This is a genomic window from Naasia sp. SYSU D00948 (assembly GCF_017916515.1).
Lineage (GTDB): Bacteria > Actinomycetota > Actinomycetes > Actinomycetales > Microbacteriaceae > Naasia.
Genome location: NZ_JAFMTA010000001.1, coordinates 3,157,032 through 3,170,220 on the forward strand (window position 1 = coordinate 3,157,032; position 13,189 = coordinate 3,170,220).

9 protein-coding genes, 1 tRNA gene and 1 pseudogene are annotated in these 13,189 nt (G+C 68.6%); 5 read left to right on the forward strand and 6 right to left on the reverse strand.

All coding sequences use genetic code 11. From position 1 onward, the window contains the following. Positions 1–237: 237 nt before the first annotated feature. The 3 genes and pseudogenes from J3P30_RS14735 to istB all read left to right on the forward strand — a co-directional run bounded on the left by J3P30_RS14735 (position 238) and on the right by istB (position 5,726). Positions 238–1,359, forward strand: a complete 1,122-nt coding sequence (locus J3P30_RS14735) for a glycosyltransferase family 2 protein (protein WP_210481744.1) — start codon at positions 238–240, stop codon at positions 1,357–1,359. 1,715 nt (positions 1,360–3,074) lie between these two features. After that, positions 3,075–4,311 (forward strand): annotated as a pseudogene (gene istA, locus J3P30_RS14745) (IS21 family transposase). Beyond that, entirely contained in the window at positions 4,311–5,726 is a 1,416-nt protein-coding gene (istB, locus tag J3P30_RS15725; RefSeq protein WP_374058559.1) for an IS21-like element helper ATPase IstB, read from the forward strand. The pseudogene istA and the gene istB overlap by 1 nt, the downstream one beginning before the upstream one ends. A gap of 311 nt (positions 5,727–6,037) precedes the next feature. Here the strand turns inward: istB and J3P30_RS14755 are convergent. Further along, positions 6,038–6,111, reverse strand: a tRNA-Pro gene (locus J3P30_RS14755). A gap of 286 nt (positions 6,112–6,397) precedes the next feature. Between J3P30_RS14755 and J3P30_RS14760 the strand changes: the two genes are divergently transcribed. Then, positions 6,398–6,919, forward strand: a complete 522-nt coding sequence (locus J3P30_RS14760) for a sigma-70 family RNA polymerase sigma factor (protein ID WP_210481745.1) — start codon at positions 6,398–6,400, stop codon at positions 6,917–6,919. A 43-nt stretch (positions 6,920–6,962) separates the two neighbouring features. Beyond that, a complete protein-coding gene (locus tag J3P30_RS14765) occupies positions 6,963–7,760 on the forward strand; it encodes a hypothetical protein (RefSeq protein WP_210481746.1) in 798 nt (265 codons plus the stop codon). A gap of 126 nt (positions 7,761–7,886) precedes the next feature. Here J3P30_RS14765 and J3P30_RS14770 read toward each other — a convergent pair whose 3' ends face one another. From J3P30_RS14770 to J3P30_RS14790, 5 genes are all read right to left on the reverse strand, one after another. Further along, positions 7,887–8,999, reverse strand: a complete 1,113-nt coding sequence (locus tag J3P30_RS14770) for an acyl-CoA desaturase (protein WP_210481747.1) — start codon at positions 8,997–8,999, stop codon at positions 7,887–7,889. Between the two features lie 90 nt (positions 9,000–9,089). Next, entirely contained in the window at positions 9,090–9,755 is a 666-nt protein-coding gene (locus tag J3P30_RS14775) for a response regulator transcription factor (RefSeq protein ID WP_210481748.1), read from the reverse strand. Continuing rightward, a complete protein-coding gene (locus J3P30_RS14780) occupies positions 9,752–11,008 on the reverse strand; it encodes a sensor histidine kinase (RefSeq protein WP_210481749.1) in 1,257 nt (418 codons plus the stop codon). Before J3P30_RS14780 ends, J3P30_RS14775 begins: the two co-directional genes overlap by 4 nt. Before the next feature lie 53 nt (positions 11,009–11,061). After that, positions 11,062–11,436: a thioredoxin gene (gene trxA, locus J3P30_RS14785; RefSeq protein ID WP_210482036.1), complete on the reverse strand. Its 375-nt coding sequence runs from the start codon at positions 11,434–11,436 to the stop codon at positions 11,062–11,064. A gap of 124 nt (positions 11,437–11,560) precedes the next feature. Then, on the reverse strand, positions 11,561–13,165 hold the full coding sequence (locus J3P30_RS14790) for a succinic semialdehyde dehydrogenase (RefSeq protein ID WP_210481750.1): 1,605 nt from the start codon (positions 13,163–13,165) through the stop codon (positions 11,561–11,563). Positions 13,166–13,189: the final 24 nt, after the last annotated feature.

The window sequence follows — 13,189 nt, forward strand, 5'->3', positions numbered from 1 at the left end:
CCAACGGGCTGGGTGAACGATCTGAATCCGGGGATGACCCAGTGCCCTAGGTATGCCAAGGTGGGAGCAGACGGATAGGCGTGTGCAATGGGCGGTGCCAATGCAGCTCAGTCTTTTCAGGCTTGAAGAGCGAGTGGCGAGCGGCCCCGTCAAGTGCGTGTCGCCGCGACCGATTGCGCCTGAGGGTCGAGCGTTGCACCCGGCAGGAATCCCTCTCGGCGCTGAGTCCATCGACAAATGACTAAGTTGTCGGTGTTCACCGCCGCTGATCGAACTCAGTTCCTCGACGACTGCTACACCTCGCTTCGGTATCAATCTATTGAAGAGTGGGAGTGGGTTGTCCTCCTCAATCGAGGAGCCGGACCGTGGCAGCCACGGGCAATCGATCCACGGGTGCGAATCTACCGTGGCGCTCCTTCCATCCGTTGCGTGGGTGCCGCGAAGGCGGAGGCAGTTGCCAATACAAGTGGCTCGATTCTTGTCGAGTTGGACAGCGACGACGTCCTGCTCCCGGATTGTTTGGAACGCGTGGAGGGCGCGTTTCTGCAACATCCAGAGTCGTCCCTAGTGTATTCCGACTGGACACACGTGAGTTCAACTCTCGGCCCAAGCGATCTCAAGTTCGACCCCGGAGCCGGCTGGAAACACTACTGGCGCACGTTCTTTGGCCAGCGATATCTGTGCTGGCAGGCCATGACTGCTACACCACACAACGTGGGGTACATTTGGTATGCACCGAATCACGTCCGCGCCTTCAGCAGGTGGGCCTACGAGACAGCAGGCGGATACGACCGACACATTGCACTCCTGGACGATCAAGATCTGATGGTCCGATTGTTCCCACTAGGAACCTTCACTCAAATCCCGGAGTGTCTGTACATGCAGCGGTTTCACAATCTCAATCTACAATCGATCGAGAACAGTGCGATACAAGTAAAGACCGTCTCCTATTACAAGCGACACATTTCCAACCTTGCCACTGCCTGGAGTGAGCGACTCGGACTCCGCATCCTCCTAGGCAAGCAAACAACGCCCTCGAGGTCTGCCATGGAATGGCGAGCAACAGGCTCACCACGCAGCGCACAGCCGAACTCCGTTGGTTTCGTGCAACTCGACATTTCATCGGCAGTCTCTCTGACGGAGGACCTGCTCCAAACATGCTGGGATGCGCTTGCGCACGGCGGAATCGTCGCCCTACGTCAATACACTGGTCGTCCGATAGCGACCACGATCGACGTTGCACCCAACTTCCAACTCGGTTATATCCAGGAAAGACCACCGAGTTTCAACGGCCGAAAATCCCTACTGGCCGTGCTCGTGGCCAATAAAGGCGGCGCTCGTCAGGGCGGACGGATCTGAGAGTCGCGCCTATGGAACCTCCACCCTCCACCCACTCTCCGTCTTCACGGTTAGAGCTGCACCGCTACCCCTCAGCACGACGAGACCAGGCGGAGCACCAATACCGCCGTATTGCACATCGTTAGGAATAGGCTTCTTTCGGCTGGCCAGAAGTGCGTCCAGATCCACGCCAACCATGGGCCCGGCACCACCGAGGGGGCCATCACCGGGCACTGGATCAGTTACAAGGTCCGCGGGACGAGTTACAAACCCGCTACCGACGATATAGTTCTCCGCCAGCATCGGATCATAGTCCGGAGCAAGCTTGAGAAGGAGGCTCTCCATATAATGCAAGTCTTGAAACGGGATCCCAGACTCTTCCGGGTTAGGCATTGTTACGCCACTTCCGGAGCCCGCGGCACCTCCCTGGCCCTGGTCCCCCTGGTTGCCCTGAGGTCCCTGATTCCCCTGGGAACCCTGATTCCCCTGCGACCCCTGGGAACCCTGATTTCCCTGCGACCCCTGTGAACCCTGATTCCCCTGGGACCCCTGGTTACCCTGGGAACCCTGGTTGCCCGCGCCACCCTGAACGCCTTGCCCCGTGGCTGGCTTGTCGGTGAGGATTTCGATGCAAGCGCGTCTAGAAAATTCTCCCGCCATCGCCCCAGCGAAGCCCGCGGCCAGGACTAGAACGAGGCTCGATCCCCCCGTGGGCGCGGCCGCGCCCGCAGCCGCCGCTTTGATGCCCCACGTAGTGGCGCCACCGACGACTGCTCCAACTCCCTTGCAGATTACGCCAGCTGATTCGGTATCCATCCCGACTTGCTCCGGCGAATTCGCGCGTGTGGAGAACTCCAACGCAGCTGCGACAGGACCAGCTTTGATCGTGTCGGTCAGGGTGCCATGAGCGGTCAGCACGTCGACCGGCAGGAAACTTATTAGCGCATCACGCGGCGAAAGAAGAGTCACCCCTCCTAACCCGCTCCCGACTGGGGACTGGAAGCCATACTGTTCAACTAACTCCGCGGCCTTATTGAAGTGCGCGTCTCGCGCGCCCTGACCTGACCACATCATGGAGGTTAGGAGCATGGATTCCAGGCCGGCCGCGCTCTGCGTTCTCCCGATATGCTTCAAGAGCGACTCCACCATGGCCGTTCTAGCCGTTTCGTTCGCAACGAGAAACGAGCCAAGTACGTAGCCGAGAGTCTCTGCATACGCGCGCCCCGCGTTCTCAGAACGTAGCTCCCTAGCCACAACTACTGGGTCCCATCGAACTGCGCCCACCGCTCGGAGATGCAGTTCCATCAACCGCACCCATGCCTTCTCATGATCGTAAAGAACCAGTGCCGACATCGGCGGCGTGGCCCTCGCCGGAGGCGTCACATGCCGCGTCCGCCAACTCGGGTCTAGCCATTCGGCGATGTTCGCCAGTAGGGACGCGGTCCCACGCCGAAGTCGGCGCGGCAACGTCAATGCAGTGAGGTCAGTCAAGGTCCCCCTAAGTCACGCGACACATTGGGTGGCGCAACGCTAGCGTCTACCCCTGCTTCGGCGGAACCTTCAGAGGTCCCTTGAAGGGATCCCTCTGGTGCTCGCGCTCGAGACGCCAGCCGTCGGCTCGCGGCACACGTCCCTCACCGGTCCCGCTCGAAGCGGGACCTTCGTGTCGACGCTCCTGGAAAAGTAGACCAGTAGCGCTCTTCGAAAAGTGGACCACCTGACCAGAGATTGGCTGGGTGATCAAGGTGCAGGAGTGGGCGGAGATCCGTCATCTTCACTTCGCGGAGGGGCTGTCCGAGCGCGCGGAGGGGCTGTCCGAGCGGGTGATCGTTGACCGGCTCGGGATGGCTCGGGAAACGGTGCGGCGGGCGATCGCCGCCGAGGCACCGCCGACCTATTCGCGACCACCGGCGCCGTCGGCGTTCGACACGTTCGAGCCTCGCGTGCGGGCGCTGCTGGCCTCGTTCCCGACGATGCCCTCGAGCGTGCTGGCGGAGCGGGTCGGCTGGGAAGGATCGGAGTCCTGGTTCCGGAAGCGGGTCGCGCTGCTGCGGCCCAGTATGCGCCAAAGGACCCCGCCGACCGGCTCCAGCATGCCGCCGGGGATCAGGCGCAATGCGATCTGTGGTTCCCGCCGACACCGATCCCGCTTGGAGCCGGGGTCACTGGGTCGCCGCCGGTGCTGGTCGTGGTGGCCTCGTTCTCCCGGTTCATCGCCGCCCGGATGCTTCCCTCCCGGACGACACCGGATCTGCCGGCCGGGATGTGGTCGCTGCTGTCCGAGCAGCTGGGCGCCGTTCCGAAGCGCCTGCTCTGGGACAACGAGACCGGCATCGGCCGCCATGGTCGCCTCGCCGATGGCGTCGCCGGTTTCACCGGGACGCTGGCGACGAGGCTGGTCCAGCTCAAGCCGTTCGATCCCAAGTCCAAGGGCGTGGTCGAGCGGGTGAACGACTTCTTCGAGACCTCGTTCCTCCCCCGCCGCTCATTCACCTCACCGGCGGACTTCAACGCGCAGCTGCTCGACTGGCTCCCTCGGGCGAACCGGCGCCGGTCCGCTCGCTGCGCGCCCGGCCGGTCGACCTGCTCGAGGCGGACCGGGCGGCGATGCTCCCGCTGCCGCCGGTCGCTCCGCAGGTCGGACACCGGTCCCGGATCCGGCTCGGCCGGGACTACTTCGTCCGCATCACCGGCAGCGACTACTCCGTCCACCCGATCATAATCGGCCGGATGGTCGAGGCCAGCGCCGACCTCGACCGGGTCACCATCACTGGCGAGGGCCGCCCGGTCGGCGCTCATCGCCGATCATGGCTCTCCGCCGCGACGGTCATCGACCCGGCCCATGTCGAGGCCGCCGCTCGGCTGCGGGCCGCGTTCCAGCAGCCGAAGCCGGGTGAGGACCCGCTGCGTCGCGATCTCGCCGAATACGGCCGCGCGCTCGGGATCGTGCTCGATGACGGGCGGGTCGCCTGATGCCCGGCGACGCCAGCAGCCAGATCGCCTATCTCGCCTCGGCGCTGAAGGCGCCCCGGGAGACCGCCGCGCGGCTGACCGAGCAGGCCCGGCAGGCCGGCTGGTCGCACGAGGACTACCTCGCCGCGGTCCTCGACCGGGAAGTCGCGGCGAGGAACGCCTCCGGCGCCGAGCTGCGCATCCGCGCCGCCGGGTTCCCGGCCCGGAAGAGGCTGGACGAGTTCGTGTTCGAGCACCAGCCCGGCATCCGCCGCGACGGGATCGCGCCGCTTGCCACCGGCCACTACCTGATCGAGGCCCGCAACATCGTCCTGCTCGGCCCCCCAACCGGCAAGACCCACCTGGCCACCGCGCTCGGCATCGCCGCCTGCCACGCCGGCCACCGGGTCCTGTTCGCCACCGCGACCGGCTGGGTCACCCGCCTCCAGGAAGCCCACCAGCGCGGGCGGCTCTCCGCGGAGCTAGTGAAGCTGCGCCTACACGGGCTGATCATCATCGACGAGGTCGGCTATCTACCCTTCGAGCAGGACGCCGCGAACCTGTTCTTCCAGCTGGTGTCATCCCGGTACGAGCACGCCTCGCTGATCCTCACCTCGAACCTGCCCTTCGCCCGCTGGGGCGATGTCTTCGGTGACCAGACCGTCGCCGCAGCGATGATCGACCGGATCGTCCACCACGCCGAGGTGCACACCCTCAAGGGAGCCAGCTACCGACTCAAGCACCTCGCCGAGGACACCCTGCCCAGCGTCCACAGCGAGCAGGCAACACCCGCGATGAGGTTCCCACCCCGACCGCTGCACTGTCGGCGATGTCCGAGGCGATTCGCATATTCCGCAACAACCTCTGAACGCAGGGAGGGGTTCTCGATGAAGAACCCGATTGCGCTGGTACAAGACCATCCGGCCGTAGTAACGGGAGGGTCAGTCTTGCTCGTCGGCGCTCACTTCGCGCTGACCCAGTACGCGGGCCTCTACGACGTCTGGGCGAGCGTGAGAACGGCGGAGCTCGAGATCGTCGTGACGCTCTACCTCTCGCTTCTCGGTCCCGCTGCGATCGTCGCAGGGTTCGCCGGAGTCGTGATCGTCTTCGGGCTTTCGAGCGACTCGCCTCGGTTCCGAAAGTTCCGTCTGGCGGCGAAGGAGAGTCTGACACGCAACTGGTCATCTACAGCCTTGAGCGGATTCGAAGCGGCCGGTGCCAGCGCCCTCGCTGCTATCCTCGCGATCTCGAGCTTCACGTTCTGGGCTCCCTGGGTCTTCGAGCTCGCGCTGTTCTGGTTGGTGCACGGGACCGTGCGCCTTGTCTGGATCCTGCGGGGATTGACTCGGACCGTCCGGGTGGGCGACGTTGATCATGAGCGAAAGTCAAGTGAGAAGTCGCTCGACTCATTCGGCTTCCGAAAACCGGCCGCGTGAGAGACGGCGCAGTCGTCCCTCAGACGACGCAATTTTCGCTCAGAGCCTGCGTCGGGCGTTCGTTCTAGACGACAACGCCTATTCGCCCACCCTCCATCGATTAGGGCTGCGCGCCTACTCGACGATCGAGCCTCTCGAGTGCTGATCGCCGACGGGACCGGCCGACATCACACACGCCTCCGGCCGACTCGCGGCCCTCTCCACCCCTTATGCGCCCACCAGTGTCGGGCGACTGCCGGAAACCAGCACGGCTCTTCAAGTCTCACAACCTCGAAGGTCCCGGAAACCCTTGAGTTTCCGGGACCTCTCGGTCGGGCTGACAGGATTTGAACCTGCGACCCCTTGACCCCCAGTCAAGTGCGCTACCAAGCTGCGCCACAGCCCGTGGCGGTTCTCCGGCGCCGCCGGAGGACCTCGGATAGCTTACCGGCATCCGGCGGTCGTGGCGTCCGAGGGGGGTGGGGAGGGCGAGGACTTCCGCAACCGGGGCCGGTCCGGTCGATCCGGGTCGGCGTGCCAGCCCGGATTCGCCGCTTCGGCCCGGAGTGTGAGGGAACATCCCGCCGCGACCCGGATCCCGACGCGCCCCAACGTTCTGCGCCCGCCGTGCGTTTCCTCTGTAGGAACAATGTGCTGACGCGGAACCGCCGCGCAGGGTCAACGGGAGCAGCATGAACGGCAGTGCCCCCTCGGGCTGGCAGCAGGTCGCCGCCACGCTCGTCGAGGAGCGCGGCGACGCGCTCCTCCGCTACGCCTACCTCCTGTGCGGGAGCCGCGACGACGCGGCGGACCTCGTGCAGGACGCGCTCGTGCGCACCTTCGGGCGGACGCGCGGCGACTTCACGCTGCCCGCCGCCGAGGCGTATGTGCGCCGGGCGGTGCTCAACGGGTTCCTCGACGGCACGCGCCGCAGCACGAAGTGGCGGTCCGTGCAGCACCTCGCCGCCCGGGACGAGGACGCGCACCCTTCCTCCGCCGACGATCGCCTCGACCTGGAGGGCGGACTGCGGCACCTCAGCCCCCGCGAGCGCGCCTGCGTCGTCCTCCGCTACTACGAGGACCTCAAGGTCGACGACATCGCCGACCGCCTCGGCATCAGCCCGGGCGCCGTCAAACGGTACCTCAGCGACGCCCTCGGCAAGCTCGCCGCGACGATGAACCCCGGCGAGCCGACGCTCGACCACCGGAGCTGAAACTCGGGGCCCGACCCAGTCCGGCAGAAGAAGGAGAACAGCGATGAACGACTCCACCCCGCGTCCCGCAGCCGAGGACGCCGTGCGCGGCATGCTGCGCTCGGCCGCGAAGGGCGCGCCCACCGCGGCGGCGCTCGACGTGCCCCGCGTGGTCGCGAAGTCCCGGCGGCGCCGCCGGACGCAGCGCCTCGTGACAGCCGGTGTGGGGGCCGCGGTCGTCGCCGCGTCGGGCGCGACCGTGCTGGCCGTCGCCACTCTGCCGAGCGGGTCCGGTCAGGTCGTCACCGTCCCGACGGACAGCGCAGCGGGGAACCCGGCGGCGGGCGGCGATCCAGCTGGCGGGGACGCCTCGAGCGGGATCTCGCTCGCTCCCGTCGAGAAGGTGAACGGGTGCGGCGGGCCGCTCTCCGAGCTCGCGCCCGTCGAGTCAGGGCTGGTGGCGACGCCGCGCTTCCCTGAGAGCGCGCCGGCGACCGGCGCCGAGGTGCAGGGCGTCGTCGTGCTCACCAACACCGGGACGGAGCGCGCGGTCGGGTGGACGCAGGCCCGTCCCGCGGTCACGGTGTCCGAGAACGGGATCACGGTGTGGCACTCGAACGGCCCCATGATCCAGGTCGCCGTCGAGATCGACCTCGACCCCGGCGAGTCCATGGAGCTGCCCGCCAGCCTCTCCCCCGTGCGATGCGACACGGTTGACGAGGAGAGCGAGTCCTTCCGGGAGGACCTGCCGCCGCTGGCGCCCGGAACCTACGGCGTCTCCGCGATCGTCCCGTTCTACCCGGAGGACAGCAGCGCACCGCAGTACGCCGGCGGCCCGCTCACGAGCATCACGCTGCAGTGATCCGGCGCGGGTGATGCGGACACCGGCACCCCCCTACCCGCTCGGGGCGTGTCCGCAGCAGCACCGCAGACAGCGACGACCGGCCGAGTCGAGGACCCGGCCGGTCGTTGAGCAGTGCGGAAGGCGTCAGAGCGCGGGCGCCCGGTACGTCGCCGCGAGCGGGCACTCGAACGGGTCGGCGCTCTTGATGCCCACCTTGTGGATGTAGCGGACGACGATCCCCCACGACTTCAGCAGGCTCGTCTCGGTGTAGGGGACGCCGAGGTCCGCGCAGTACCGCTTCACGATCGGGCGCGCCTTCTTCAGGTTCACGCTCGGCATGTTCGGGAAGAGGTGGTGCTCGACCTGGTAGTTGAGGCCGCCCATGGCGGTCGGGATGACCCAGTCGCCCGTGATGTTGCGGGAGGTGAGCACCTGACGGCGGAGGAAGTCGACCTTGTCGTGCTCGTCGATGATCGGCATGCCCTTGTGGTTCGGGGCGAAGCTGCCTGCCATGTAGAAGCCGAAGGTGAAGAGCTGCACGAGCATGAACGCGGTGCCGAGCACGGGCCCGAGCGCGAGGAACACGAGGACGGGGAAGCCGATCAGCCGGACCGCGAGCAGCGCGGCTTCGACGAAGCGGTGCTTGATCGGCTCGGCGCCGAGCACCGACTTGAGCGCGTTGATGTGCAGGTCGATGCCGGCCAGGAGCAGGATCGGGAAGAAGAACCAGCCCTGCTTGGACATGATCCGCGCGGAGAGTCCGGTCCGCTTCGCGGCGTCCTCCTGGGTGAAGACGATGGCACCGGGACGGATGTCGCCGTCCTTCGTCATCGTGTTCGGGTTGGCGTGGTGCCTCGAGTGCTTCGTCATCCACCAGCCGTAGCTGAGGCCGACGGTGAGGTTGCCGACGATGCGGGAGAACCACTCGTTGCGCTTGCCGGACTCGAACACCTGCCGGTGCGCGCTGTCGTGCGACAGGAACGCGACCTGGGTGAAGACGATGGAGAAGTAGACGGCGACGAGGAGCTGCCACCAGGTCTGCCCGAGGGTGAACAGGAGCACGAAGCCGAAGGCCAGAGCGGCCGCGAGCACGAAGCACCGTGCGGCGTACCAGAGCGGGCGCCGCTTCAGCAGCCCCGCGGCCTTGATCTCGTTCGCGAGGGCGGTGTAGTCGCTCGCGTGGGCGGCCTGAGCCGTCCCGGCCTTGGCCCGCCTCGTGGATGTGGAACGGTAGGAGGGAGGCGCTGTGGTGGTCACAGGACCACGCTACGGAGCGGCGTCGGGACCCGCGTCCCTCCCCGGAGGGGTTCGCGTGATACTCCGGTAGGGGGTCGCTGGATAGGGACCTTAGTCCTGAGGTCGAGCGACCACGAGACCGCTCTCGTAGGCCGCGACGACGGCCTGTGCGCGGTCGCGGACGCCGAGCTTCCCGAGCACCCGGCTCACGTGCGTCTTCACCGTCTGCTCGGCGATGTAGAGGGCCTTGGCGATCTCGCCGTTCGTGCGCCCACGAGCGACCTGGACCAGCACCTCGCGCTCCCGATCCGTGAGCCCGGCGATCTCAGTGCGGGCGGACCTCGTGGGCTCGGGAGCGGCCGCGAAGCGCTCGATGACGCGCCGGGTCACGCTCGGCGCGAGCAGCGCATCCCCTGCCGCGACGACACGGACGGCGGCGACGAGCTCCTCCGGCAGGGCGTCCTTCAGCAGGAAGCCGCTCGCGCCGGCGCGGATCGCCTCGAACACGTACTCGTCGATGTCGAACGTGGTGAGCATGACGACCCGGACGTGCTGATCCGCCTCGACGATGCGCCGGGTGGCCTCGATCCCGTTCATGACCGGCATCCGGACGTCCATCAGGACCACGTCCGGATGCCGGTCCTCCACCATCGCGACGGCCTCCTCGCCGTTCGCCGCCTCGCCGACCACCTCGAAGTCGTCCTGCGCCGCGAGCAGGGCCGCGAAGCCCGCCCGCACCATCGCCTGGTCGTCGGCGATCATCACCCGCGTGCTCATCGCTCTCCCCCGGTCCCCTCGCCCCGCACCGGCAGGGCCGCCCGCACGAGGAACCCGCCGTCCGCCGTGGGCGCAGCGCTGACGAAGCCCCCGACGCTCGCGGCGCGCTCCGCCATCCCGATCAGCCCCAGACGGGATCCGCCGCTCGCGCGGAGGGAGATCCCGGGCCCGTTCTGCACCGAGACGCTGAGCGAGTCCCCGTCGCGGATGCAGGCGACGACGGCGGGAGCACCGGGAGCGTGCCGAAGCGCGTTGGTGAGCGCCTCCTGGACGATCCGGTAGGCGGTGAGCCCCACGACCGAGGACACGTCGTCGTGCTCGGGCACGGGCGCCGCGAGCCGGACGTCCATGCCGGCGCGCTGCGCCTGTTCGACCAGCTCGGGGATGTCGGAGAGTCCCGGCTGCGGGGACAGCTCCCCGCCGACGTCGTCCGCCCGGAGGACTCCGAGCAGGCCGCGCATCTCGCTGAGCGCCTGGCGCGAGGCCGTCGCGATCTCGTCGAACTCGCCGACGGCGGCGCCGTTGAGCTGAGGATTGCGGTAGCGCGCAGTGCTGGCCTGGATGTTGATGAGGGACATGCTGTGCGCCACGACGTCGTGGAGCTCGCGGGCGATGCGCGCGCGGTCCTCGGCGAGGACGCGACGGGAGTACTCCTCGGCGCTCACCTGGCGCGCCCGGAGCAGCTGCCCCCGGATGCGCTGCCACTGGGCGAGCACGATGCCGCCGATCAGAACGCCGCCCGAGATCGACACGAAGATGACCTGGTTGCGGGACACGCCGTCGGTGGCGGCCTTCCCCAGGATCCCGGCGACGAGGCTCGAGGACCCGACGGCGAGGGTCCAGCCGGCGACCGCGAACGGCCACCGGGTCCGGACGGCCACCACGAACACGAGGAGCGTGTGCGTCACGATCAGGACCGGCCACCACGGCCAGACCCCGTTCTCGGGATGCGCGCCGAGGAACTGCAGCGCCGCGCTCGCGGCTGCCGCGAGGATCGAGGCGACGAGCGGGTGCGCGACCGCGAGCGGCAGGGCCCCGGCGTGCACCACGGCCAGCGGAAACGCCAGCACGAGCGGGAGCCCGTAGCGGGTGACGGCGATCGGAGTCTCCACGGCGATCAGGGTGATCGCCGCGAGGATCGCGAGCATGACCAGCGCTGCGGTGGGGTCCACCCGTGCGGCGACGCGGACGAGCGGCAGCATCGCTCCGCGGAGGCGCCCGCGGAGGGAGTTCGCCCTCGCGCTCTCGCTCATCGGCCCCATTATCCCGCTGCCGCGGGTTCCCGACCGGGGACGGGGGCGACGCCTCAGGAGGCGGAGGCCTGCGCCTTCGCCTCGGCGTAGCGCTCGCGGACGTCGTCCATGTCGAGCGCCCGGACCTGAGTGATGAGGTCCTCGAGCGCGTGCCCCGGGAGCGCGCCGGGCTGGCCGAAGATCGGGATGCCGTCGCGGTACACGACCAGGGTCGGGATGGACCGGATGCCGTAGTCGGCGGCGAGCTCCTGCTCGGCGTCGGTGTCCACCTTCGCGAAGGTCACGTCGGTGTGCGTCTCGCTCGCCTTCTCGAAGATCGGGCCGAACTGGCGGCAGGGACCGCACCAGGCGGCCCAGAAGTCGATGAGGACGATGCCCTCGGCGACGGTCTCGTCGTGGGTGTCCTTGGTCATGGTGGTGGTGGCCATGAGGGGTCCAACCGGCGGACCCTCGCCGTTGTTCCCGACCGGACGGCCGCGTGCGTGCTCGCGGAGCAGCCGGTTCGCCTGCCACCGTCCGGGCGCCGACGTCCAGCGCGTCCCTCTCATCCCGCTACTCGAGGAACGGGAGCCGCTTGAGGACCCGGGAGGCGCCGACCCAGATGCGGGCGAACTGCTGCTGCGACATGCCGCCGGCCGGCGCGAGCGGCACCAGGCGCTGCTCCGCGACGGTCTGCGCCTCCGTGTACTTGAGGATCCCCTCCGCGCCGTGCCGGCGGCCGAGTCCGGACGCCTTCATGCCGCCCATGGGTGCGTCGTGCGAGGCCCACGCCGCCCCGTACCCGTCGTTGATGTTCACGGTGCCCGCGCGGAGGGCCGCGGCGACCGGGCGGGCGGCGGAGGCGGATCCCCAGACGCTCGCGTTGAGCCCGTAGTCGGAGTCGTTGGCGCGGGCGATCGCCTCCGCCGTGTCGCGGGCCCGGTACAGGGCGACGACGGGGCCGAACGTCTCCTCCCGCGCCAGCGCCATGCCCTCCTTCACGCCTTCGAGCACGGTGGGCTCGAAGAACAGCGGGCCGACGTCCGTCCGCGCCTTGCCGCCGGCGAGGAGGCGGGCACCGCGGGCGACCGCGTCGTCGACGTGCGACTGCACGGTCTCGACCTGCTCCCGGGTGATGAGCGAGCCCATGTCCGCCTCCCACTCGAGTGCCCGGGACAGGCGGAGCGCGCGCACGCGGTCGAGGAACGCGGCGACGAACCGGTCGTACAGCTCGTCGACCACGAAGATGCGCTCGATGCTGATGCAGAGCTGGCCGGAGTTGGAGAAGCAGGCCCGGACGGCCCCCTCGGCCGCCGTCTGGGGGTCGGCGTCCGGCAGCACGATGAGCGGGTTCTTGCCGCCCAGCTCCCCCGAGAAGCCGATCAGCCGGCGCCCGCACTGCTCGGCGAGGACCCGGCCCGTCGCCGTCGAGCCGGTGAACATCACGTAGTCGACCGCGTCGACGAGCGGACGGCCGAGCTCGCTCCCCGACCCGCAGACGACCCGGAAGAGGTCGCGCGGGAGTCCCGCCTCGTACAGGAGGTCGACCGCGGCGAGCGCGGTGAGCGGCGTCTCCGTCGCGGGCTTGAGCAGGATCGCGTTCCCGGCGAGCAGCGCGGGCGCCGCATCGGAGGTCGCGAGCGTCAGCGGGTAGTTCCAGGGGCTGATGACGCCGACGAGTCCCTTCGGGCGCGCGTGCTCGACCGTCCGCGTCACGACCGGCAGGACGCCCTGCCGACGGCGGGAGCGGAGGTGCCGCGCGGCGCTGTGGGCGTAGTGTCGCGCGGTCAGAGCGGCGTCCACGAGCTCGGCGAACGCGTCGATGCGCGCCTTGCCCGTCTCGAGCTGGACGATGTCGAGCAGCCGCTCCTGGTGGTCGAGCAGGAGGTCGTGGAACCGGAGGAAGATGGCCCCCCGCTCGGCGAGCGGGACCTGCTGCCACTCCTCCTGCGCCCGGCGCGCCTGAGCCGCGGCGGCGGCGACGTCCTCCGCCGTGCAGATCGGGACCTCGCCGAGGACCGACCCGTCGAACGGCGCGTTCGAGGCTCTCCGCGGGCGGCCGGGTGCCGCCGCCACCAGGGCGGCGAGCCGCCGTGCGACCTCGGGGCTCAGGGATCCGCGCGGATCCAGAGGGAGCGAGGCGTCCCCGGGAGGCGCCACGACGGCGGTGTCGGTCATGCCGCCACGCTACCCGCGGCGTCT